Origin of the sequence: Pseudohalocynthiibacter sp. F2068 (assembly GCF_023015645.1) — a bacterium.
Lineage (GTDB): Bacteria > Pseudomonadota > Alphaproteobacteria > Rhodobacterales > Rhodobacteraceae > Pseudohalocynthiibacter > Pseudohalocynthiibacter aestuariivivens.
In genome coordinates this window covers 154,336-176,647 of sequence record NZ_JALKAK010000003.1, presented here as the reverse complement: position 1 = coordinate 176,647, position 22,312 = coordinate 154,336, and the positions used below count along the sequence as shown (strand labels likewise).

The following is a 22,312-nucleotide window of genomic DNA, read 5'->3' as shown; positions in this document are numbered from 1 at the left end:
TACCCGTCGGGTAGGGGTCTTATGCGCTGGCGGCCAGTGCCGTTATGATTGCCGAGAAATCGTTGGCTTTAAGTGACGCGCCACCAACAAGCGCGCCGTCCACATTGACGACGTGGAATATTTCAGCTGCGTTGCTGGGTTTCACGGATCCGCCGTAAAGAATACGCGTTGCGGCGCCGGTCTTTTCACCAAACCGGGTAATCAGGTTGGTACGTATGAAATCATGCACCTCTTCGATCTGCGAAAGCGTTGGTACACGGCCTGTTCCGATCGCCCAGATCGGCTCGTAAGCGATGACAAGGTTTCGCGCGGTCACAACATCCGGTATCGACCCGGCGAGCTGATCTTCAATCACTGTGAGCGTTGTGCCATCGTCACGCTGGGTTTCAGATTCACCAACGCAAATAATAGCTGTCAAACCGGCGTTCATCGCAGCACCGGCTTTGGCACAGACAAGCGCGCTTGTTTCGCCATGGTCTTCGCGCCGCTCGGAATGGCCAAGGATGACATAAGCTGCGCCAGCGTCGACCAGCATTGCTGCAGATACATCACCTGTATGCGCGCCGGAAGCTGCGGGATGACAATCCTGGCCTCCCGTTTCAATCGAGCTGTGGGTCAAGCGTTCGGACATTCGTGAAAGCAAGGTCGCAGGCGGGCAGATCACGACGTCGACTGCCGCAATTGATGAATGGGAGTTCAGAGCGTCCACTTCGGCAAGTGCCGCCGCAGTGCCGTTCATCTTCCAGTTCCCAGCAGCGAGTTTTTGGCGCATTGTCAGTATCCTTTGCTTGCGGCGTTTGAGACCTTTTACGGAAATCGCAATCCTGCAGGGACAGGTCAAGAGCAACAGCCGAAATTGTGCAGATATAACAGCAATAGTGCCCGATCAGCGCTATATCACTTTGCTTTTTTTGGCTTTTTTGTTTTTTTGGCAGCAGCGGTTTCCAATGCTGGGATCAGCGACTTGCGTGCCCAGGCCATTGCTTCGTCCGGATCATCCCACGCGCTGTCGGGCAGGGTGGTCAGACCATGAATTGTTCGGGGGCCGTCTTTCGTTTCATAGTTGAAGGGTTCTGATCCTGCTGCAAGGTATTCGGCGATCAGGGGTTCGTCAGCCTTCATGTAAATGGAGCCATTTATCAGAACAGCAAACATCGCATCCTGCGTATAGATGCCCGTTCCGCCAAACATGCGAGTTGTCTTAATTGGTCCAATGTCGGCAAACAAATCTTTGGCGAACAGGACAAATTCCGGATCGGTCGCCATTACATATCTGCGAATTTTATTGATTCACCACAGCCACAGGCATCAACAACATTAGGATTGCGGAATTTGAAACCAGATTCGAGGAGCGAAACTTCATAGTCGATTTCGGTACCAAACAGGAACATCTGCGCCATCGGTGCAATCATCACCCGTGCGCCATCTTGCTCAACCACTTCGTCATGGGGGTCTACGTCATTTACGTAGTCCATCGTGTATTCCATACCCGCACAGCCGCCCTTTTTAACGCCAATGCGCAGGCCTTTTGAGCCATCTTTTTGCATCAGCCGCACGATTTGCGCGGCGGCCTTTGGGCTAATGCTAACCGCTTGTTTTCCTGGGATGCCAAACATGACGGCTCCGTTTATGGTTGTTCGCTTATTAATTTAGGGTGCTGGAGGGCTAATCTCAAGCGGTGAGGGGTCTGGTTGACGTCTCGTCACATGAAACCCAGTTCAAGACGTGCCTCATCTGACATCATGTCCATTCCCCATGGCGGTTCCCATACCAGTTGTACGTCCACGGTTTTTACGCCGGGCAGGGGTTCAACCGCTTCGGCAACCCACCCCGGCATTTCACCGGCAACCGGACACCCCGGCGCAGTAAGTGACATCAGGATGTTTACCTCGCCTTCGTCACTGATTTCGATGGTGTAAATCAGCCCCAGATCATAGATATTAACTGGAATTTCAGGGTCATAAACGCTGCGACAAGCCTCGACCACGGTATCGTAAATCGCATGATCCGTTGTCGATGGTTTGATGAGAGGGGTACCCTCCATCTGATGTGGTGCTTCGGCGGTCATAGGTGCCTCTTATATTACTTGAGCGAATATATAAGGATTAGAACAACCGACGTCCAGTGGGCAGGTTGGTTCATCTTGCCACGCTGTATTACAGGCGGTCTGGAATTCTGTTTCGTATTGTGTTTGCTGGATTTTTGAGAACAGCATGATTTTTTAAATGGGCCGTAAACGACGTGGTTTTGTGAAAGAAGCCTTGGAATCTCGACCGAAAGAGATTTCCGCGACTCTGGCGCTAACAGGCATTCCGCCTTGTGATTGGCTAAATTAAGGGGTTTTCCGTTTGGAAGCTTCTGGCCGTGCCAAAACCAAATCGGTTCCCTGCGAAGAGCCTTGCATTATGTCGTTTGCAGTAAAACGTTGCATGAGCACACGTGGATTCACCCCAGTATAAATATTAGTAAATAAACAAAAAAACTTCTGTAGTTTTCTGTGAAACTTGAAGATTAACTTATCGGAGAGCCGACGCTTAAACTCTGTTTGTGCTTTCGCAACCCAATTTTCAGAGTGGCCCCAAGAAACCCAAATCGCTTAATTGGCAATAAAACCTTACCAAAACGTTAAAATTCTCTTGCCGCATCGAAATTGTTCAAGTATTTTTAAACGGTGAAAAGAGGGCATCAGGCTCCGAAAGCAACAAACATTACTAATAAATTGCTCTATTCCTTGGGAGGAAACATGACAAACTCCGTAAATCGTCGGAAATTCCTGCGCGGCTCGGCCGTAGCGGCGGCTGCGTCACTTGCAGCACCTTCAATCGCGCGCGCAGAAGGCACCGTATTGAAAATGCAAGCTGCCTGGGGCGGTGGTATTTTCCTTGAAAACGCTCAATCATACGTAGACCGTGTTCACGCCATGGCGGGAGACGCCCTAAAAATCGACCTTCTGCCTGTAAACTCGGTTGTGAAAACCAGCCAGATGCAAGACGCCGTTCACCGCGGCGTTCTGGATGCCGCACACTACGTGCCGGCATACTGGTATTCGAAATCAAAAACTGCATCGCTGTTTGGAACTGGCCCCTGCTTTGGCTGGTCCAGCCAAGAAGTTCTGGGTTGGGTCAACTATGGCGGCGGTCAGGAACTGTTTGACGAATTGATGGCCTCGCTTGGCCTGAACGTTGTTTCATTCTTCAACTCTCCAATGCCTGCGCAGCCATTGGGCTGGTTCAAAGAAGAGATCAAAGACGCATCACAAATGGACGGCCTGAAATACCGTACTGTCGGTCTCGCTGCCGACGTTCTGCTCGAAATGGGTATGTCCGTTGTCCAACTGCCGGGCGGTGAAATTCAGCCGGCCATGAAATCCGGACTGATTGATGCGGCAGAATTTAACAACCCAACCTCTGACCGTGACTTCGGTATGCAGGACGTGTCCAAACACTACCATCTTGCATCCTTCCACCAGTCACAGGAATTCTTTGAGGTGACGTTCAACAAAGACAAGTATGAAGCATTGCCAGCAGAGCTTCAGGCGATCCTGAAATATGCGTCCGAAGCTGAAAATTCCAACTTCTACTGGCACAACACAAAGCGTTATGCGGATGATCTGAAAACTCTGCGCGACGAGCAGGGTGTCAATGTCTACCGCACACCAGACAGTGTTATGTCAGCGCAGCTGGATGCCTGGGATATCGTGGTTGACCGTATTTCGGGCGAGGACGCATTCTTTGCGAAGGTGATCGATTCACAAAAAGCCTACGCTGAGAACGTGATGGATTATCTGAATCTGAACCAGCCTGACTATAAGCTGGCCTACGCACATTACTTCGGCTGATCGCTGCTACAAAAAACTGTTCCGGGGGCTGCAAAAGGCCCCCGGACTTTTATTGGACTAAGGAAACTGAAATATGGAAAAACTGGTCTATGCGATCGAAGGTTTGAGCCTATGGGTAGGGCGCGCTTTCGGCTGGTGCATCTTGATCCTAACACTTTCAGTTTCCTACGAAGTTTTCGTGCGATATGTCCTGAACGCTCCGACAGTCTGGGCTTTCGATATGATGGTTCAGATGTATGGTGCCCTTTTCCTGATGGCAGGGCCTTATGCGCTTGCGCAGGACGCGCATGTTCGGGGTGATGTTCTTTACCGCCTGTTTTCGATCCGCTGGCAGGCGCGTGTTGATTTTTTACTGTACCTTCTGTTCTTCTTCCCCGGCATGATTGCGCTTTTCTGGTACGGCTGGGAAATCGCAAGCGACAGCTGGCGGTACAAGGAAGTCAGCTGGAACAGCCCGGCCAGAATCCAAATCTATTTCTTCAAAACGCTGATACCTGCCGCTGGCCTCTTGCTGATGCTGCAAGGTCTGGCAGAGCTGATGCGGTGCTGGAAGGCGATGAAAACCGGTGTCTGGATGGAACGTTTGGATGACGTGAAAGAGACCGAAGATATGCTGATGCATATCAACGAACCGAAATTCTGAGCAGACAAAGCCCCCTAGGACAAAGAGAATAAGATGACAAATCCTGAAGTTGCCATCCTGATGCTGTGCCTGTTTATCCTGCTGGTGCTGCTCGGTTTTCCAATTGCTTTCACTCTGCTCGCGATGGGCGTGGGTTTTGGCTATTACGCCTACTACCAAGGTGGAATTGAAACGTTTTCGGACATTTTCAACAACAACATTTTCTACCTGTTAAACCAGAACACCTATTCGGTGATGGAGAACGACACACTTGTCGCGATCCCACTGTTTTTGTTCATGGGGTACGTGGTTGAGCGTGCCAATATCGTGGACCGGTTATTCTATTCGCTCTATATGGCCGCGCGGAATTTGCCCGGCTCGCTAGCGATTGCTGCGCTTTTGACTTGCGCGGTCTTTTCCACAGCCTCGGGTATTGTGGGGGCGGTTGTCACGCTGATGGGCCTGCTGGCTTATCCGGCTATGGCAAAAGCAAACTACGACAAAAGCTTTGCTTCGGGTGTTATTTGCGCTGGGGGTACGCTTGGTATTCTGATTCCGCCGTCGATTATGCTGATCGTTTACGCCGCAATTGCAGAGCTTTCGCCTCTGCGCCTGTACGCGGCTGCTGTTTTTCCGGGGCTTCTATTGGCGGGTCTCTATATTGTTTATGTGATGATCCGCGTATGGATCAATCCGGCGATCGCGCCTAAACCCAACCTTGACGATATACCACCGCGCAGGAAAATCTACCTCGATCTGTTGATATCCTTTGTGCCGCTGACGGTACTTATCATGCTGGTTCTGGGTTCAATCCTTGGCGGTCTGGCAACCCCTGCCGAAGCTGCGGCCATGGGTGCGCTTGGTGGTTTGGTTCTGGCGTTTTTGTACCGCTCTCTGACGTGGCTCAAAGTCAAGGAAAGCGTCTTTTTGACCGCGAAGGCCACCGCGATGGTGTGCTGGCTTTTTGTCGGGTCGTGGACGTTTGCCTCGGTCTTTTCCTACCTCGGCGGGCATGACCTGATTTCTGACTGGGTTGTTGGTATGAACCTTGAACCCTGGCAGTTCCTGGTCATGGCGCAGCTCATCATCTTCTTCCTTGGCTGGCCGCTGGAATGGTCTGAAATTCTGATTATCTTTGTTCCGATCTTTTTGCCAATGCTCGAAGTCTTTGGCGTGAACCCATACTTCTTTGCGATGCTGGTTGCACTTAATCTGCAAACCTCGTTCCTGACGCCGCCGATGGCGATGTCGGCCTATTATCTGAAGGGCGTGCTAAAAAAACAGATCGAACTCATGGAAATTTTCCGAGGCATCATCCCTTACCTGGGTATCGTGATCCTATGCATGGTGCTGATGTACCAGTTTCCGGGGATTGCGCTGTGGTTCCCTGACTACCTGTTCGGTGTATACGTTCCATGAGCACTGCGCCGAATGCTTTGTCGGCAACTGAAGCGGCCCGTCACATACGTGAAGGGCGGCTCAGTTCCGTCGATCTGGTGAAATCCTGCTTGCAGCGAATTTCAGAGACTGAACCAACGCTTAGGGCCTGGGCGAGCTTGGAGGAAGAAGCCGCGCTTAAACAGGCTGCAGAAATGGACCGGATTCGAAAGGCAGGCAGGCCCATTGGGGCACTTCACGGTGTGCCGGTTGCGTTAAAGGACATCGTTGACACAAAAGACCTGCCAACCGAACGCGGAACACCCATCTTTTCCGGGCGCAGGCCGACCCACGATGCGGCAATCGTTGAACGCCTGACAGATGCGGGTGCCGTGATCCTTGGAAAGACGGTCACGACGGAACTTGCCTTCGCGCATCCCGCAGTAACACGTAACCCGCATAACCCGGACTATTCGCCGGGGGGGTCATCAAGCGGTTCCGCAGCAGCGGTGGCGGCCTTTAACGTGCCGCTGGCTATTGGTACGCAAACGAACGGATCTGTCATTCGGCCTGCGTCCTACTGCGGTATTTTTGGGTTGAAGCCGACCCGTGGGGTGGTGTCACGCCGCGGCATTCTACAGACGTCGGTTACGCTGGATCAGGTTGGTTGCTTTGGCCGAACGCTTGAAGACGCGGCACTGCTTTGCGATGCTGTGAAAGGTTATGACCCTTCGGATACTATGTCCTACCCACGTCCCAGACCAGATATGGGGGCAGGGGTTCAGGCCGAAGCCCCGGTGAAGCCTTCACTCGTCTGGCTTGAGATGCCTTATCACGACAAGCTGACATCAGATTCCATCGAGGCGTTTGCCGCAGTTACCGAAGCTTTGGGCGGGCAGGTGGAACGGATCAAAACATCGGAAAAACTTGCAGCGCTCGTCGATGTTCAGCACACGATTCACGAGTATGAATTCTGTCATCATCTTTCTGAGACACTGAATACACATTGGGATCAGGTCAGCGATACATTGAAACCAATCGTGCAGCGTGGTCGCAAGATAAGTCAGTCAGAATACGAAGACGCGCTTGTGGTTATGGACTCTGCCGAAACCTTCTTTGAAGAGTTTTTCCATGACTATGACGCGGTCATCGCCCCATCGGCGACGGGCGAGGCCCCGAAATTTGGCGACAGCACCGGGGACCCGATTTTCTGCACAATCTGGAACCTCGCCGGACTGCCCTGTGTTACAATGCCACTGCTTGTCGGTGAAACTGGCCTGCCGATTGGCGTTCAACTCATCGGCGCCAAAGAAGAAGATGACCGCTTGCTGCGCACCGCGAATTGGGTGTTGAATGAATTGAAGGCCGAAGCCTGAAACCGGAGGAATTAGACATGTCAAACGGAACAAAATTATTTGTCGGCTTATTCGGGACCGCACTGATGTTTACCTTTATCATCGGGCTGGCCCATTCGATTTCCACCGGTTTTGCCGGATTCTGGGGTGGCTTGCCTTTCACTGTTATCGTGATCGCGGTGCTGAGTATGGCGCTTTATGATTTCTGGGATGAATGCGTGCGCCGAAAGTAAGCTATGACCAAGCCCGTTGTCTGGATTTCCCGTCGTCTGTCTGACGCCACGCTAGAACGTGCCGCGCGTGACTATGATGTCATCGTCAATACCGATGATACGCTAAGTTCGGCCGATGATATTGTCGGAATGAGCGCGAAGGTCGATGCAATCATCCCCTGCCACTCAGAACTTTTCAGCGCCGAGGTTGCGGCACGTCTTGATCCGCGGCTCAAGATTATCGCCAACCACTCTGTCGGGGTGGACCATTGTGACCTGCCCGCGCTGAAAGCCCGTGGAATCACGATTACGAATACACCTGACGTCCTGTCAGATGCGACTGCTGAGATCGCTATGCTTCTTATGTTGGGAGCTGCGCGCCATGCGGTAGAAGGTGACGATCTGGTGCGTTCCGGTAACTGGGATTTCTGGAGCCCGTCTTTCATGGTGGGCAAACAAACAACCGGCGCGCGGCTTGGCATTATTGGGATGGGACGTGTGGGGCAGGCCTTTGCGCGCAAGGCGCTTGGCTTTGATATGGAGATTCACTATTACAACCGCTCCAGATTGTCAGAAGACAAGGAACAGGGTGCAATCTTTCACGAAACGATCGAGGGCCTGCTAAGCGTTGCTGATTTTCTATCGCTTCATTGCCCGGCAACATCGGAGACGACAGGTTTGATGAACGCAGACCGCTTTGCGCTGTTGCCAGATGGTGCGGTTGTTGTGAACACGGCGCGCGGTGCTCTGGTTGATGAGGTGGCACTTCTTGAAGCTCTGAAAAGCGGTAAACTTTCGGCAGTAGGGCTTGATTGTTTCGCGGTAGAGCCGGGTGGTAACCCAGCCTTTGCGGCGTACAAAAACATTTTCATGCTGCCCCACATAGGTAGTGCAACCACCAGAACACGTGACGCAATGGGTTTTCGCGCGTTGGATAATCTTGATGCATTTTTTGCAGGGAAGACTCCAAAAGACCAACTTTGAATGGGTGCCGGGGCTGCCTCAGGATTTAGTTCATAATTACTAACCAAACGCCGATGGCGTTTGTCAGAAAGGGAATACAATGGCGAAAGTAGCATTTTTGGGACTTGGTGTGATGGGCTATCCGATGGCCGGGCATCTTCAGACTGCGGGGCATGAGGTTACTGTCTTTAACAGAACTGCAGCAAAGGCCGAGGCATGGGTCAAAGAACATGGCGGCGCAATGGGCGCGACACCGGCCGAAGCTGCAAAGGGTGCAGAATTCGTGATGTGCTGCGTTGGCAACGACGATGACCTGCGCACAGTTTGCTCTGGCGAAAACGGTGCGTTTTCCGGGATGGAAGCGGGGAGTGTGTTTGTTGATCACACCACAGTTTCGGCCGCGGTGACACGCGAGCTTTTTGCGGCGTCCGAGGATAAGGGCGTTGGGTTTGTCGATGCGCCAGTTTCAGGTGGGCAGGCCGGTGCTGAAAACGGGGTGCTATCCGTCATGTGCGGCGGTGTTCAGGAAACCTACAACCGGGCGGAGCCGATCATTCAGGCCTATTCCCGCATTTGTCGGCGGATCGGTGACAGCGGTGCCGGGCAAATGACCAAGATGTGCAACCAGATTGCCATTGCAGGGTTGGTGCAGGGCTTGTCCGAAGCGCTTCATTTTGCCGAAAAATCCGGCCTTGATGGGCGCGCTGTGGTTGAGGTGATTAGCCAGGGCGCAGCGGGTAGCTGGCAGATGTCAAACCGCTATGAAACCATGCTGGACGATCACTTTGAGCATGGCTTCGCAGTTGATTGGATGCGCAAAGATCTGGGCATCTGTCTCAGCACAGCGGACGAAAATGGTGCGAGCCTGCCTGTAACGGCTTTGGTCGATCAGTTTTACAAAGACGTTCAGAAAATGGGTGGCGGGCGCTGGGATACGTCGTCGTTGCTAAGGCGCCTGCGCAAATTTGATTGAGCATATTGGCATTGCCAAGGGCATTATTGCTTCGAGAGAAGGTCAGACAAGCGTTCCAGCACAGTCTCAATTTCATCAGGCGTTGATTGCACGAGTTCAAATGCAATCTCGCCTTCGGCCGCACGCTGGTCCATGACCCAGATTGAAGGTGTGCCTTCTTTTAGGGCCGCTACGAGCTGCGATGCAGTCATTTTCGCGGTGTCGGGATCAATTCTTAGGTGCACGCGCTCAAACGGCAGGCCAGTCTGATCCGGCACCGTAAACGCGTTAACGCCGTGAAACGCATTTGCGCGTTCAATGAAGCCGGGCAGTTTTTGCGCCTGCATCTCTGCCCAGGCAGGGGCGTCTTCTGCGCTTCTTTCTTCGCAAGCAGCGAGTGCGCCAATGATCGCTTCTTTAGAAGCCTTCATTCCACGCCCTATGCCCTTTTCCTGCGCACGAACAGCCGCGACCAAAGAGGCGCTTCCGAGGACAAGTCCAGCTGTTGGGCCTGCAAGGTATTTTTGGGCACTGACCAGAACAATATCGGCGTTCGTGGCAAGCAGCTCTTTGATACGCCTATCCTGTGCTGCGCCGTCGATTATCACTGGAATACCTTTTTTATGAGCGAGGCTCACCGCGCTTGCGAAATCTAACGGTTCGCCTGAAACGAGACGAGAGGAAACTAACAAAAGACAACAGGTGTCTTCGTGAGCAACCGTTTGCCCGAGTTCTGTCACTGTGCACTGATCCTTGGCGCCGGCAAAAACCGGTGTCGCCCCGGCCAGCCGGATTGCTTGTTCGATCGGGTGCCCGTAGTTCACGCTGTGGCTTTTTGGCAGGACCACACGGCTCTGCATTCCGGTGCTGTCGGGCAGGGCTGCTATTCGTTGAGGTGATATTCCGGTCATGGCTGCAGCCACAGATAATGTTACGCCGGACGCGGTGCAGTGGGTGACAGTTGCCGCCTCGGCCCCTGCGAATTCGGCGATCTTACGGCTCGCGATTTGCTGAAGCTCGTCAATCACAAAATGCTCTGCGAGAGCATGAGCAACAGCATTGCTGACACCGATTGACGATCTAGAAACACCCAGCGGGGTAAAGACACCGCGCATGTTTATTACGTGTGTCAGGCGATATTTGTCATGAATATTTACGATCACGATATAGCTCCGCCGTTCTCAGAAATAAGGCGTGATGCTACCACAAACCCGGACGCGATTTAGGATAACCTACGGCACCCAGGTGTGCATCCTAATCTATATGCCGTTGCCATCAATCAAATGCGTTGGTTTTGCCAACCTTTCGAGATCGCTGGAATCTACGATTTCAATACAGTTTCCGTCAACTTTGACACCGTAGGGGCGCAGCGCCTTTATGGCACGTGACAGGTTTTCTGGTGTCATACCTAACAAGGACGCAAGCCGCCTTTTTTCCATCACAAGTTCAAAAGACTTTGCACCACCAGCCAGATTCTTTTGGCTGAGAAGATAATTCGCCAGCCGCTCTAAAGAACTACGTAGCTTCAGGTTCTTGGTGTTACGAATAACGCCTCGATAGGCCACTGCCAGCTCTGTCACAACTGCGCGGGAAAACCCGTTGTCGATTTCGAAGACTTCACGCACATCAATTGCAGGAAGCAGAACGAGGCGGGTCTTTTCAAGTGTACGGGCCGACATCAGGCACACCGCGTCCTTTACCGCGGCGGCGAGAATGAAAGTCGAGACGGGGCGCACGATGCCCATGGTCGTCTCACGACCGCACCACGTGGCCACCAGCTCAACCTCTCCGTCGACAACAATGTGCAGGAAATCGCAGGGGTCGCCTTCCGTGATGAGTTCAACTTGCGGCGGGAAGGATTGCACATATGCGCCACGCATCAGGCGGTCGAAATTATCTTCCGTCATTTGTTGAAACAAGGGCAATGACCGAATTACCGGCTGTTCTTCTGGTCGCATCTTCTGAGTCGCCCCTATCTGTGGTTTGACATTAATCAATTACAATTGCGAAATTTGTCAAGCCGATATTTCCATTTACGAACTCGACAATAAACAAAAATTTCCGGTGTGACATACATTTTCTCAACACCACCTTGTTTCACAACCCATCAGGCCATTTGTTGATCTAGGTCAACTTCCGAATTCCGAAACCCTTTCATCTTCCCCGCAATGAAGAACCGCCTGTGTCGCGCTTATGGCAAAAAAAGGGTGGTCTTCTTGGTAAGGGAATGGGGATATGGAAATCCAAAATAAGGCAACAAGCCTTTTACGAAATTTCTTCAACGCGAGAATGGATCAGATCAGAACGTTCCACATTGATGGCTTTGCGTTCCTTTCCTGTTTTTCTGTTTGGCTTGGCACAGTCCCCGCAATGGCTGTTGTGCGCCAGGAACTGCACCCTCAAAGCGGCATGATGGAAGGACTATCATGGCTTGTCGGCTGCAAAAATATCGGAGGTATGGAACATGCATAATATCGAGGGTGTTACCCGTGGTAACCAGTATCGTGCGCTCGGTCTCAGTACTTTGGCGTTTACCGTTTGTTTTGCGGTCTGGACGATCTTTTCGATCATCGGTGTGAAAATTAAACAAGACCTGGGACTGACGGAAACTCAGTTTGGGTTGCTGGTTGCGACACCTGTTCTTACCGGTTCGTTGAGCCGGATTTTTCTGGGCGTCTGGACCGACCAGTTTGGCGGGCGCATCATGCTGCCGCTTCAAATGTTGATTACGGCGGTTTCGGTCTGGTTGTTGGCATCAGTTCAGACTTACGCTGTCTTTCTGATGATCGCGCTGGGGCTTGGTCTGGCCGGTGGGTCATTCATCATCGGTATTGCCTATGTCTCTCGCTGGTTCGAAGCAGAGCGTCAGGGAACGGCACTCGGCATCTTTGGTGCTGGTAACGTGGGGGCCGCAGTTACCAACTTTGCAGCACCATTTCTGGTTGTTGCCGTTGGATGGGAAGATACCGCGCGTATTTACGCTGTGGTTCTCGTTATCATGGCAATCGCCTTTTACATCTTCGCCAAGGAAGACCCTGTGCGGGCTCACCAAAAGAAAACAGGTGAAAAACCCGTATCAGCGATTAAACAACTCGAACCTCTGAAAGATATTCAGGTTTGGCGTTTTGCGACCTACTACTTCTTTGTTTTCGGTGCATTCGTTGCGTTCGCTTCATTCCTGCCACGCTACTACGTCGGTGCATATGGCGTCGCCTTGACATCAGCAGGCGTGTTTGCCGGGATGTATTCGCTGCCGGGTTCGGTTTTCCGGGCGCTTGGAGGCTGGATGTCGGATGTCTGGGGTGCACGCTTTGTTATGTATCTGACATTCATCGTGTCCCTGGTTGTGTTGTTCATCATGAGCTACCCGGAAACCACCTATGTGGTTGAAGGTATTCCCTACGAAGACGGCTCTGAGCGGCTCATTGAATTCAGCTTCGGCATTCCACTTTATGTTTTTGTCTTCCTGACAGTGGTTCTTGGCTTTGTCATGAGCCTTGGTAAGGCAGCCGTTTACAAACACATTCCGGTTTACTTCCCGCATAACGTTGGCGCTGTTGGCGGTCTTGTCGGCATGATCGGGGGGCTCGGCGGTTTTATCCTGCCCATCTCTTTCGGCATCCTGCTGGACGTATTCCACGTGTGGTCAGCTGTCTTCATGCTGATGTTCATAATCGTCGCGGTCAGTACGATCTGGATGCATCTCGCTATTCGCAAGATGGATCGCGAAAGACATCCTGAACTGCGTGAACACACACATCTGTCGGATGTTCCACACGCTAACACTTGATTTTCAAGTAATCGGCGGGCCGGTGAAACGGCCCGCTACAATCCCAAATATCGGAGGATCTGACCTTGGGACAAGATCTGAGAAACTACACACCAGATGACGAGGCTTATTGGGCATCAACTGGTAAGGCGATTGCAAACCGCAATCTCTGGATATCCATCCCCAGTTTGCTCTGCGGCTTTGCCGTCTGGCTTTACTGGGGGATCATCACTGTTCAGATGATCAACCTTGGCTTTGCATTCGAAAAATCACAGTTGTTCACCCTGGCCGCTATTGCGGGTCTGACGGGGGCAACGCTTCGTATTCCGTCAACCTTCTTTATCCGCATCGCAGGCGGGCGTAACACAATCTTCTTTACGACAGCACTTTTGATGCTTCCTGCGATTGGCGCAGGATTCGCGCTTCAGGATCCAAACACGCCACTCTGGAAATTCCAGGCTCTGGCATTTCTTAGCGGTATCGGTGGCGGTAACTTCGCGTCCTCGATGTCGAATATCTCGTTCTTCTTTCCCAAGAAAATTCAGGGGTATGCGCTGGGCATGAACGCGGGTCTTGGCAACTTTGGTGTGACTACGATGCAGATCGTTATCCCACTGGTGATGACATTCGGTCTGTTTGGTGGTGATGGTCGTGAGTTGGTGAACACCTCCGGAACCCTGATCGGGAAAATCCCGGCAGGGACGGTGACGTATATCCAGAACGCTGGTTTCGTCTGGTTGCTTGCGCTTGTTCCACTGGCCTTCCTTGGCTGGTTTGGCATGAACAACATCCGGGACGAACATGTTTCACCTGAAATACCAAACCCAATCGGGGCATTTGGTACGATCTCTGGAATGTTGCTTGTCGGGTTCGTAACAGCAGCCTTTGGTCTTTGGTTGATGTTGCCAGAGAATGTGGGCGGTTCTGGCTTCATGGTTTCCAAATGGATCGTGTTGCCAATCGTTATTGCGCTGACCGTGATTTTGCTGAAACTGATCCCCGGACAAGTCGGACAGAACCTGACACGTCAGTACAAGATCTTTGGCAACAAGCACACCTGGGCCATGACCGTGATCTACACGATGACCTTTGGGTCGTTCATCGGTTACGCAGCAACTTTCGCGCTGGCGATCAAAGTTGTCTTTGGCTTCCAGCACCTCGAAGTTGACGGTGTGCTGACGCATAACATTGCCAACCCGAACGGGCCATCTGCGTTGATGTACGCCTGGATGGGCCCATTCATTGGCGCCTTGATCCGTCCTGTAGGTGGGATGATTGCTGACAAACTGGGTGGCGCACGCGTTACACAATGGATCTCGATCATCATGGTGGCTTCGGCACTGGGTGTGGCTTACTTCCTTAAGCAAGCCTATGTTTCGGCAACACCCGAGCAATACTTCTTCCCATTCATGGTGCTCTTTCTGATCCTGTTTGCGGCTACCGGTATTGGCAACGGGTCGACCTTCCGCACCATCGCGGTGGTTTTCAACAAAGAACAGGCTGGCCCTGTCCTTGGCTGGACATCCGCTGTGGCCGCCTATGGCGCCTTCATCATCCCAAAAGTGTTTGGTGAACAAATCAAAGCCGCAACCCCTGAATACGCGCTCTATGGTTTCGCGATTTTCTATGGGGTCTGCATCCTGATCAACTGGTGGTTTTACTTGCGCCCAGGCGCCTACGTGAAAAACCCCTGATCCAAGAACAAGCCTGCCCCCTGCGCAAGTCGCAGGGGGCATGTAAGCAGCAGCTAGGAGAGAAAAGATGAGCCATCTGCTCGACCGCCTGAACTTCTTTCAGTCAAAAGAACTGGACAAGTTTTCCAATGGCCACGGCCAGACCACGCGTGAGAACCGCGATTGGGAAGACACCTACAGAAACCGCTGGCGGCACGACAAGATCGTGCGTTCCACCCACGGGGTGAACTGCACCGGTTCGTGTTCATGGAAGATTTATGTGAAATCCGGCATCGTGACCTGGGAAACCCAGCAAACGGATTATCCGCGCACAAGGCCCGATCTGCCGAACCACGAACCGCGTGGGTGCGCCCGTGGAGCAAGCTATAGCTGGTATCTTTACTCTGCCAACCGGGTAAAAAACCCGCTGGTACGCGGCAAGCTGATGCGCGCATGGCGTAAAATGCGTAAAACCATGAGCCCGGTTGCAGCATGGAAAGCGTTGCAGGAAGATCCGGTCTTGCGGGCAAGCTATGTTCAGACCCGCGGTAAGGGCGGCTTTGTGCGCGCGACATGGGATGAATCAACCGAAATCATCGCTGCTGCAAACGCTTATACCACTAAAACCTATGGTCCCGACCGCGTCTTTGGCTTCTCTCCGATCCCTGCGATGTCGATGGTCAGCTACGCGGCAGGCAGCCGCTACCTCAGCTTGCTGGGTGGTGTATGCATGTCGTTTTATGACTGGTACTGCGATCTTCCACCTGCCAGCCCGATGACATGGGGTGAGCAGACTGACGTGCCTGAAAGTGCCGATTGGTACAATGCGGGCTTCCTGTTGCTCTGGGGCAGTAATGTTCCGCAAACCCGAACACCTGACGCGCACTTCTATACAGAGGCCCGCTATCGCGGCACGAAATCCGCTGTCATCTGTCCGGATTATTCAGAAGCCGCAAAATTTGGCGACATCTGGCTCGCTCCAAAACAAGGAACAGACAGTGCGTTGGCGATGGCCATGGGCCACGTCATTCTGCGCGAGTTCCACATTGACCGGCAAGCCGAGTATTTTGAAGAGTACACCCGTAAATACAGCGACTTCCCGATGCTGGTGAAGCTCGACGAAAAAGACGGCAAACTTGTACCGGGCCGGTTCTTGCGTGCCGACGATCTGCACGGCAAGCTCGGTGAAAAGAATAACCCCGAATGGAAAACCGTTGCCTGGGATGAAAAATCAGGTGGTCTGGTTTCACCCAATGGCACCGTTGGCTACCGTTGGGGCGAAGACGGCGAATGGAACCTTGAAGAACGCGCCAAGGGAAAAGACACCGATCTGAAAATGTCGTTCATTCTGGACGAAGACCATGACGATATTATGGGCGTTGATTTCCCATATTTCGGTGGTGAAGCATCCGAGAACTTCGTGAAATGCGAACATCCGGATGTTCTGACAAAGAACCTTCCGGTTAAGCGCATCAAGTCCGGCAAGAAGGAAATCCTTGTTGCGACCGTGTTTGACCTGTTCTGCGCAAACTACGGTCTTGATCGTGGTCTTGGCGGGGATTGGGTCGCAAGCAAATACTCACAAGACATTCCCTACACCCCTGCATGGGCTGAAAAGATCACTGGCGTCTCTGCCGACAAGATCGAAACAGTCGCGCGTGAATTCGCGCTCAATGCAGAAAAGACCAAAGGGAAATCCATGGTCATCCTCGGTGCCGGTCTGAACCACTGGTATCACATGGATATGAATTACCGCGGTATCATCAACATGTTGGTGATGTGCGGATGTGTCGGCCAGTCAGGAGGAGGCTGGAGCCACTACGTGGGGCAGGAAAAACTGCGTCCGCAAACCGGCTGGCAGCCATTGGCCTTTGCCCTAGATTGGTCACGGCCGCCGCGGCACATGAATTCAACCAGCGCCTGGTATGCGCACACGGATCAGTGGCGCTACGAGCAAATCTCGGCAAGTGAAATCCTGTCACCCACCGCACCTGAGGGTGATTGGGACATCAGCCTGATCGACTACAACATTCGCGCCGAGCGGATGGGCTGGTTGCCGTCAGCACCGCAGCTCAAAACCAATCCTCTGGATGTTGCGAACGCTGCGAAAAAGGCTGGCAAGGAAATTCCGGCATACGTTGCGGAGCAGCTGAAATCTGGCGATTTGCAGATGTCCTGTGAAGACCCGGATGCACCGGAAAACTGGCCGCGTAACCTGTTTGTCTGGCGCTCGAACCTGCTTGGGTCTTCCGGCAAAGGTCACGAGTATTTCCTCAAGCATCTTCTAGGCACCCAACACGGTGTGTTGGGCAAGGACCTCGGCGAAGAAGGCGGCGTGATGCCGAAAGAGGCGAAGTGGCATGAAGACGCGCCGAAAGGCAAACTCGACCTTCTTGTAACAATCGACTTCCGCATGAGCACGACCTGTGTCTACTCGGACATCGTTTTGCCAACGGCCAGCTGGTACGAAAAGAATGATCTGAACACATCAGACATGCACCCGTTCATTCACCCGCTGCAAGCTGCGGTTGATCCGGCGTACGAAAGCCGGTCGGACTGGGATATCTTCAAGACGATTGCCAAGAAGTTTTCAGAAGTCGCCCCGGAAATTCTGGGGACTGAAACCGATATCGTGGCACTGCCAATTCTGCATGACACACCTGCAGAGATTGCGCAGGATCAGGTGTTGGATTGGAAGAAAGGCGAATGTGATCTGATCCCCGGTAAGACCGCTCCAAACTATATTGCGGTCGAACGGGATTACCCGAACCTTTACAAAAAGTTCACAGCAATCGGCCCACTTCTCGACAAGCTCGGGAATGGCGGCAAGGGCATCACCTGGAACACCGAGCCCGAAGTGCAGCATCTGCGTGACCTGAACGGCGTTGTGCTGGACGAAGGAATCTCGAAAGGGATGCCTGTTCTTGAAACGGCTATTGATGCCTGCGAGATGATCCTGATGCTTGCGCCGGAAACCAACGGCGAAGTTGCGGTAAAAGCGTGGGAAGAGCTGTCCAAAGCAACAGGTCGCGAACACGCGCATCTGGCATTGCCCAAGGAAGACGAGAAAATCCGCTTCCGCGATCTGGCAGCGCAGCCGCGCAAGATCATCAGTTCGCCCACATGGTCCGGTATTGAGAGCGAGAGCGTTTGCTACAACGCCGGCTATACCAATGTGCACGAGCTGATCCCATGGCGCACGCTGACAGGCCGTCAGCAGCTTTATCAGGATCACCTGTGGATGCGGGCCTTTGGTGAAGGGTTCTGTGCCTATCGTCCTCCTGTCGACATGAAGACAATCAACTCTGAAATCAACACGGACGAAGGTAAGCCGCATGTTGTGCTGAACTTCATCACCCCGCACCAGAAATGGGGCATTCACAGCACGTATTCAGACAACCTGTTGATGCTAACATTGAACCGGGGTGGCCCTGTTGTCTGGCTTAGCGAGGTCGATGCGAAGACTGCTGGTCTGGTCGACAATGACTGGGTCGAAGTTTACAATGCAAACGGTGCCTTGACGGCGCGGGCTGTTGTCAGCCAGCGCATGAAGGAAGGTACGATCTTCATGTATCATGCGCAGGAAAAAATCGTGAATACACCGGGGTCTGAAAGGACCGGAAACCGGGGCGGTATTCACAACTCGGTCACCCGCGCAACGTTGAAACCTACACATATGATTGGTGGCTATGCCCAGCAGTCTTACGGGTTCAACTACTACGGAACGGTCGGATCCAACCGTGATGAGTTTGTGATTGTTCGCAAGATGACAAAAGTTGACTGGCTCGACACGCCGGCAACCAACGTGGAGGCAGCAGAATGAGAATTCGTGCACAAATCGGAATGGTTCTGAACCTGGACAAATGCATCGGGTGTCATACCTGCTCGGTCACTTGTAAAAACGTCTGGACGAGCCGCGATGGCGTTGAATACGCCTGGTTCAATAACGTCGAAACCAAACCCGGTATTGGCTATCCAAAAAACTGGGAAGACCAGAACAAATGGAATGGCGGCTGGGAGCGGACAAAACGCGGCAAACTGCAACCCAAGCAGGGGTCAAAATGGCGGATTCTGGCGAATATTTTCGCCAACCCGGACTTGCCGGAAATCGACGACTACTACGAGCCGTTTGATTTCGACTATGACCATTTGAAATCAGCCCCGGAAATGACGGCCTTTCCAACGGCACGCCCAAGATCAAAGATCACCGGCGAGCGGATGGAAAAGATTGAATGGGGACCGAACTGGGAAGAAATTCTTGGTGGTGAATTCTCCAAGCGGTCTGCTGACACGAACTTTGAGGGTATTCAGAAAGAAATCTACGGCGAGTATGAAAACACCTTCATGATGTATCTGCCACGGCTTTGTGAGCACTGCATCAACCCGGCTTGCGCGGCATCCTGCCCATCGGGCGCGATCTACAAGCGCGAAGAAGACGGCATTGTTCTGATTGATCAGGAAAAATGCCGTGGCTGGCGGATGTGTGTGTCGGGCTGTCCTTACAAGAAGATTTACTACAACTGGGACACTGGAAAATCGGAAAAATGCACCTTCTGCTATCCGCGGATCGAAAGTGGCAATCCGACTGTCTGTTCGGAAACCTGTGTCGGTCGCATCCGCTATCTGGGTGTTCTGCTTTATGACGCCGACAAGATCGAAGAAGCGGCCAATACGCCAAATGACAAGGACCTTTATCAGGCGCAGCTTGATATGTTCCTTGATCCGCATGATCCCGAAGTTCAGCGCATGGCGCTGGAGCAGGGTATTCCTGGCGACTGGATTGAAAGCGCTAAGGTTTCACCAGTCTACAAGATGGCGATGGACTGGAAGATCGCTTTCCCACTGCACCCGGAGTACCGCACCTTGCCAATGGTCTGGTATATTCCGCCGCTTTCACCAATTCAGAACGCTGCTGAAGCAGGGCAAATTGGCCATGACGGTGATATGCCGGATGTCCGCTCTCTGCGCATTCCGGTTCGTTACCTTGCCAACATGCTGACAGCAGGTGACGAGGAACCTGTGGTTCATGCGCTAGAGCGGATGCTTGCCATGCGTGCCTATATGCGTGCGAAAACGGTGGACGGTGTGATCGACGAAGGTGTTGCAGCCCGTGTCGGCATGTCGGGTCGTGTGATCGAAGACATGTACAAAATCATGGCGATCGCGAACTACGAAGACCGGTTCGTGATCCCGACCACACACCGCGAAACCGTGGAAGAGGCTTACGATATTCGCGGTGGCTGTGGCTTTACCGATGGCAATGGATGTTCACCGGGTATCAGCCAAGGCAGCCTGTTTGGTGGCAAGAAGAAGAAAAAGACCCTTACCCTTCCGTCGGAGGCATTCTGATGATTATGACATACAAAGCGATGTCAGCCCTTCTGAGCTATCCGACAGAAGAGTTGCAATCAGCCAAACAAGAGATCATGGCGGCCCTGACGTCAGAGGGCTTGCTGTCCTCTGATCTGATTGCCGACCTTGATCGCCTGATGGATGAAATTGCCACTGCAGACATCTACGTCGCGCAGGAGCGGTACGTGGAGCTGTTTGACCGCTCGCGCACACTCAGCCTCAACCTGTTTGAGCATGTCCACGGTGAAAGCCGTGACCGGGGTGGCGCGATGGTTGATCTGGTAGAAACCTACAGGGCGGCAGGGTTTGAACCTGCCACCACTGAATTGCCGGATCATCTGCCTGTTTTGCTGGAGTTCCTGTCTGCGCGCCCAATCAGCGAGGGCAAGGATATACTGGCAGATACGGCCCATATCCTGAAGGCGCTTCATACGCGGCTGACACGTCGTGAAAGCAGCTATGCTGTTGCAATGGAAGCGCTGGTACATCTGTCCGGTGAAAAGGTTGATACAGCAGCTGTCGCAGAACTGCTTGAGACGCCGGATGATGATCCGAATGATCTGGAAGCGCTTGATGCGGTCTGGGAGGAAAGTGAGGTCACTTTTGGCCCCGATCCCAACGCAGGATGTCCGCAAGTGCGCGACATGCTTGCCCAGATGGATACCCCACGTAACGCGCCGCCCACGGCGGCAGAATAAGGAGACAGGATATGCATGAGTTTCTGTTTGGCATTTATCCCTACATCGCCCTTACGGTTCTGATCCTGGGGTCCATCGCAAGGTATGAGCGTGATCCGTTCACCTGGAAAACGTCCTCGTCACAATTGCTGCGGCGTAAACAACTGGTGATCGGCTCGACCCTGTTTCATGTGGGTGTTCTGATCATCTTTTTCGGTCACCTTGTCGGGTTGCTGACACCTATTCAGGTGTTCGATGCGCTGGGTATTGGACACGGCTTCAAGCAAGTACTGGCCGTTGTTGCTGGTGGGATCGCGGGTATTATGGCGCTGGTGGGTGGCTTGATGCTGTTTCACCGCCGCTGGACCGATCCGCGTATTCGCAAAACATCGAGCTTTGCAGATATCGCAATCCTTGCGCTTCTGCTGATCCAGTTGGTTCTTGGGCTCGGTACGATCTTTATCTCGCTTCAGCATCTGGATGGTCATGAAATGACAACGTTTATGGCCTGGGCCTTGGGGATTTTCACCTTTGACGGGCAGGCGGCCAGCTATATCTCGGAAGCCGCGCTGATCTTTAAGATACACCTGTTCCTTGGGCTGACGATCTTCCTGCTGTTTCCGTTCACACGGCTGGTTCACATGCTGTCTGTTCCGCTGCGCTATATCACGCGTCCGGGTTATCAGATTGTACGGTCGCGTCGTAAAGAGGGGTCAAAATAATGGCAAAGCCCTTAATGGCGGATGTCGCCGTGAATGGTACACCAATCTCTGCCGCAGATATTGCGGCAGAGGCACAGAACCACGAAGCCCCACAAGGCAAACCGGGGCTCGCGTGGCGCAAGGCGGCCCGGGCGCTGGTGATACGTGAATTGCTGTTGCAAAAAGCGCGTGATCAGGGTTTGAAACCTGATCCCCGCGAAGTTGCGAAAGGCAAGTTTGAAACCGACGAAGAAGCCCAGATCAGGGCTGTCTTGGAAGACGCGATCACGCCGGAAGCCGCCAGCGACGACGTTCTTCGCGCGACATATGACAAGGCGCCTGATCGGTTTTGTGCACCGTCTTTGTTCGAGCCGGCACATATCTTGTTTGCAGTTGATCCAAACGATACCGAAGCCACTGACAAGGCAATGAATAAAGCGAAGGCTACGCTGGAAATTCTGAAGGGAGCTCCCAATCAGTTTGCGCGTATCGCGAAAGACAACAGTGATTGCCCGTCGCGCGGAGATGGTGGTCAGCTTGGTCAGATTGCCAGCGGTGACACCGTGCCTGAATTCGAAGCGGCGCTTTTATCTCTGGATGAGGGGCAAATTGCCTCAACGCCGGTTCTGACACGCTATGGCGTGCATATCATCCGGCTTGATGCCAAAGCCCCGGGTGCTGTTCTGCCTTTTGAGGTTGTGCGTGTTCAAATTGCCGAAGCGTATGAAAAAATGGCATGGGCGAAAGCTGCGCAGCGCTACGTTGAGGAGTTACTGCAGGGTGCTGATGTGACAGGTCTAGACCTTCACATAGCGGCCTGA

21 protein-coding genes are annotated in these 22,312 nt (G+C 52.9%); 15 read left to right on the top strand and 6 right to left on the bottom strand.

What is annotated here, in order from left to right:
* Nucleotides 1–19: 19 nt before the first annotated feature.
* From tpiA to MWU63_RS05250, 4 genes are all read right to left on the bottom strand, one after another.
* Nucleotides 20–772 carry a triose-phosphate isomerase gene (gene tpiA / locus MWU63_RS05265; protein ID WP_213888314.1) on the bottom strand — a complete coding sequence of 251 codons (753 nt, stop codon included), beginning with the start codon at nt 770–772 and terminating at the stop codon, nt 20–22.
* Nucleotides 773–897: 125 nt separating this feature from the next.
* The gene (locus MWU63_RS05260) at nt 898–1,266 is read right to left on the bottom strand and encodes a TfoX/Sxy family protein (protein ID WP_213888313.1); all 369 of its coding nucleotides are present in this window, start codon (nt 1,264–1,266) and stop codon (nt 898–900) included.
* Nucleotides 1,266–1,616 carry an iron-sulfur cluster assembly accessory protein gene (locus tag MWU63_RS05255; protein WP_213888312.1) on the bottom strand — a complete coding sequence of 117 codons (351 nt, stop codon included), beginning with the start codon at nt 1,614–1,616 and terminating at the stop codon, nt 1,266–1,268. Before MWU63_RS05255 ends, MWU63_RS05260 begins: the two co-directional genes overlap by 1 nt.
* 86 nt (nt 1,617–1,702) lie before the next feature.
* Nucleotides 1,703–2,068 carry an SUF system Fe-S cluster assembly protein gene (locus tag MWU63_RS05250; protein WP_213888311.1) on the bottom strand — a complete coding sequence of 122 codons (366 nt, stop codon included), beginning with the start codon at nt 2,066–2,068 and terminating at the stop codon, nt 1,703–1,705.
* A gap of 675 nt (nt 2,069–2,743) precedes the next feature.
* Between MWU63_RS05250 and MWU63_RS05245 the strand changes: the two genes are divergently transcribed.
* From MWU63_RS05245 to MWU63_RS05215, 7 genes are all read left to right on the top strand, one after another.
* Nucleotides 2,744–3,838, top strand: coding sequence for a TRAP transporter substrate-binding protein (locus tag MWU63_RS05245; RefSeq protein ID WP_213888310.1), 1,095 nt, complete (start codon nt 2,744–2,746; stop codon nt 3,836–3,838).
* Nucleotides 3,839–3,911: 73 nt separating this feature from the next.
* Nucleotides 3,912–4,481, top strand: coding sequence for a TRAP transporter small permease subunit (locus MWU63_RS05240; RefSeq protein WP_213888309.1), 570 nt, complete (start codon nt 3,912–3,914; stop codon nt 4,479–4,481).
* Between the two features lie 33 nt (nt 4,482–4,514).
* Nucleotides 4,515–5,879 (top strand): TRAP transporter large permease subunit, encoded by a 1,365-nt coding sequence (locus MWU63_RS05235; RefSeq protein WP_213888308.1) that lies wholly within the window; start codon nt 4,515–4,517, stop codon nt 5,877–5,879.
* Entirely contained in the window at nt 5,876–7,213 is a 1,338-nt protein-coding gene (locus MWU63_RS05230) for an amidase (RefSeq protein WP_213888307.1), read from the top strand. The genes MWU63_RS05235 and MWU63_RS05230 overlap by 4 nt, the downstream gene beginning before the upstream one ends.
* A gap of 17 nt (nt 7,214–7,230) precedes the next feature.
* Nucleotides 7,231–7,425: a hypothetical protein gene (locus MWU63_RS05225; RefSeq protein ID WP_213888306.1), complete on the top strand. Its 195-nt coding sequence runs from the start codon at nt 7,231–7,233 to the stop codon at nt 7,423–7,425.
* A gap of 3 nt (nt 7,426–7,428) precedes the next feature.
* On the top strand, nt 7,429–8,388 hold the full coding sequence (locus MWU63_RS05220; RefSeq protein WP_213888305.1) for a D-glycerate dehydrogenase: 960 nt from the start codon (nt 7,429–7,431) through the stop codon (nt 8,386–8,388).
* Between the two features lie 79 nt (nt 8,389–8,467).
* Nucleotides 8,468–9,340 carry an NAD(P)-dependent oxidoreductase gene (locus MWU63_RS05215; RefSeq protein WP_213888304.1) on the top strand — a complete coding sequence of 291 codons (873 nt, stop codon included), beginning with the start codon at nt 8,468–8,470 and terminating at the stop codon, nt 9,338–9,340.
* A 23-nt stretch (nt 9,341–9,363) separates the two neighbouring features.
* Here MWU63_RS05215 and MWU63_RS05210 read toward each other — a convergent pair whose 3' ends face one another.
* Entirely contained in the window at nt 9,364–10,482 is a 1,119-nt protein-coding gene (locus MWU63_RS05210; RefSeq protein WP_247077172.1) for an aminotransferase class V-fold PLP-dependent enzyme, read from the bottom strand.
* A gap of 96 nt (nt 10,483–10,578) precedes the next feature.
* Nucleotides 10,579–11,277, bottom strand: a complete 699-nt coding sequence (locus MWU63_RS05205; protein WP_213888302.1) for a cyclic nucleotide-binding domain-containing protein — start codon at nt 11,275–11,277, stop codon at nt 10,579–10,581.
* A gap of 277 nt (nt 11,278–11,554) precedes the next feature.
* On the opposite strand from MWU63_RS05205, the gene MWU63_RS05200 reads away from it, so the two are divergent.
* The 8 genes from MWU63_RS05200 to MWU63_RS05165 all read left to right on the top strand — a co-directional run bounded on the left by MWU63_RS05200 (nt 11,555) and on the right by MWU63_RS05165 (nt 22,312).
* Nucleotides 11,555–11,791 carry a hypothetical protein gene (locus tag MWU63_RS05200; RefSeq protein WP_213888301.1) on the top strand — a complete coding sequence of 79 codons (237 nt, stop codon included), beginning with the start codon at nt 11,555–11,557 and terminating at the stop codon, nt 11,789–11,791.
* Entirely contained in the window at nt 11,784–13,109 is a 1,326-nt protein-coding gene (locus MWU63_RS05195) for a nitrate/nitrite transporter (RefSeq protein ID WP_213888300.1), read from the top strand. Before MWU63_RS05200 ends, MWU63_RS05195 begins: the two co-directional genes overlap by 8 nt.
* A gap of 65 nt (nt 13,110–13,174) precedes the next feature.
* Nucleotides 13,175–14,782 (top strand): antiporter, encoded by a 1,608-nt coding sequence (locus MWU63_RS05190; RefSeq protein ID WP_247077170.1) that lies wholly within the window; start codon nt 13,175–13,177, stop codon nt 14,780–14,782.
* Nucleotides 14,783–14,849: 67 nt separating this feature from the next.
* Nucleotides 14,850–18,584, top strand: coding sequence for a nitrate reductase subunit alpha (locus tag MWU63_RS05185; RefSeq protein ID WP_213888298.1), 3,735 nt, complete (start codon nt 14,850–14,852; stop codon nt 18,582–18,584).
* Nucleotides 18,581–20,110, top strand: a complete 1,530-nt coding sequence (gene narH, locus MWU63_RS05180; protein ID WP_213888297.1) for a nitrate reductase subunit beta — start codon at nt 18,581–18,583, stop codon at nt 20,108–20,110. The genes MWU63_RS05185 and narH overlap by 4 nt, the downstream gene beginning before the upstream one ends.
* Entirely contained in the window at nt 20,110–20,811 is a 702-nt protein-coding gene (gene narJ, locus MWU63_RS05175; protein WP_213888296.1) for a nitrate reductase molybdenum cofactor assembly chaperone, read from the top strand. Before narH ends, narJ begins: the two co-directional genes overlap by 1 nt.
* Nucleotides 20,812–20,822: 11 nt before the next feature.
* Nucleotides 20,823–21,512 (top strand): respiratory nitrate reductase subunit gamma, encoded by a 690-nt coding sequence (gene narI, locus MWU63_RS05170; protein ID WP_213888295.1) that lies wholly within the window; start codon nt 20,823–20,825, stop codon nt 21,510–21,512.
* Nucleotides 21,512–22,312 carry a peptidylprolyl isomerase gene (locus tag MWU63_RS05165; protein WP_213888294.1) on the top strand — a complete coding sequence of 267 codons (801 nt, stop codon included), beginning with the start codon at nt 21,512–21,514 and terminating at the stop codon, nt 22,310–22,312. Before narI ends, MWU63_RS05165 begins: the two co-directional genes overlap by 1 nt.

Bases quoted from the DNA above. Each gene is read 5' to 3' on its own strand.
- MWU63_RS05235 (WP_213888308.1), top strand. From the start codon at position 4,515: ATGACAAATCCTGAAGTTGCCATCCTGATGCTGTGCCTGTTTATCCTG.
- MWU63_RS05250 (WP_213888311.1), bottom strand. From the start codon at position 2,068: ATGACCGCCGAAGCACCACATCAGATGGAGGGTACCCCTCTCATCAAA.
- MWU63_RS05225 (WP_213888306.1), top strand. From the start codon at position 7,231: ATGTCAAACGGAACAAAATTATTTGTCGGCTTATTCGGGACCGCACTG.
- narH (WP_213888297.1), top strand. From the start codon at position 18,581: ATGAGAATTCGTGCACAAATCGGAATGGTTCTGAACCTGGACAAATGC.
- MWU63_RS05200 (WP_213888301.1), top strand. From the start codon at position 11,555: ATGGAAATCCAAAATAAGGCAACAAGCCTTTTACGAAATTTCTTCAAC.
- MWU63_RS05240 (WP_213888309.1), top strand. From the start codon at position 3,912: ATGGAAAAACTGGTCTATGCGATCGAAGGTTTGAGCCTATGGGTAGGG.
- MWU63_RS05220 (WP_213888305.1), top strand. From the start codon at position 7,429: ATGACCAAGCCCGTTGTCTGGATTTCCCGTCGTCTGTCTGACGCCACG.
- MWU63_RS05205 (WP_213888302.1), bottom strand. From the start codon at position 11,277: ATGCGACCAGAAGAACAGCCGGTAATTCGGTCATTGCCCTTGTTTCAA.
- MWU63_RS05230 (WP_213888307.1), top strand. From the start codon at position 5,876: ATGAGCACTGCGCCGAATGCTTTGTCGGCAACTGAAGCGGCCCGTCAC.
- MWU63_RS05255 (WP_213888312.1), bottom strand. From the start codon at position 1,616: ATGTTTGGCATCCCAGGAAAACAAGCGGTTAGCATTAGCCCAAAGGCC.
- MWU63_RS05260 (WP_213888313.1), bottom strand. From the start codon at position 1,266: ATGGCGACCGATCCGGAATTTGTCCTGTTCGCCAAAGATTTGTTTGCC.
- MWU63_RS05215 (WP_213888304.1), top strand. From the start codon at position 8,468: ATGGCGAAAGTAGCATTTTTGGGACTTGGTGTGATGGGCTATCCGATG.
- MWU63_RS05185 (WP_213888298.1), top strand. From the start codon at position 14,850: ATGAGCCATCTGCTCGACCGCCTGAACTTCTTTCAGTCAAAAGAACTG.
- MWU63_RS05195 (WP_213888300.1), top strand. From the start codon at position 11,784: ATGCATAATATCGAGGGTGTTACCCGTGGTAACCAGTATCGTGCGCTC.
- narI (WP_213888295.1), top strand. From the start codon at position 20,823: ATGCATGAGTTTCTGTTTGGCATTTATCCCTACATCGCCCTTACGGTT.
- MWU63_RS05165 (WP_213888294.1), top strand. From the start codon at position 21,512: ATGGCAAAGCCCTTAATGGCGGATGTCGCCGTGAATGGTACACCAATC.
- MWU63_RS05245 (WP_213888310.1), top strand. From the start codon at position 2,744: ATGACAAACTCCGTAAATCGTCGGAAATTCCTGCGCGGCTCGGCCGTA.
- tpiA (WP_213888314.1), bottom strand. From the start codon at position 772: ATGCGCCAAAAACTCGCTGCTGGGAACTGGAAGATGAACGGCACTGCG.
- narJ (WP_213888296.1), top strand. From the start codon at position 20,110: ATGATTATGACATACAAAGCGATGTCAGCCCTTCTGAGCTATCCGACA.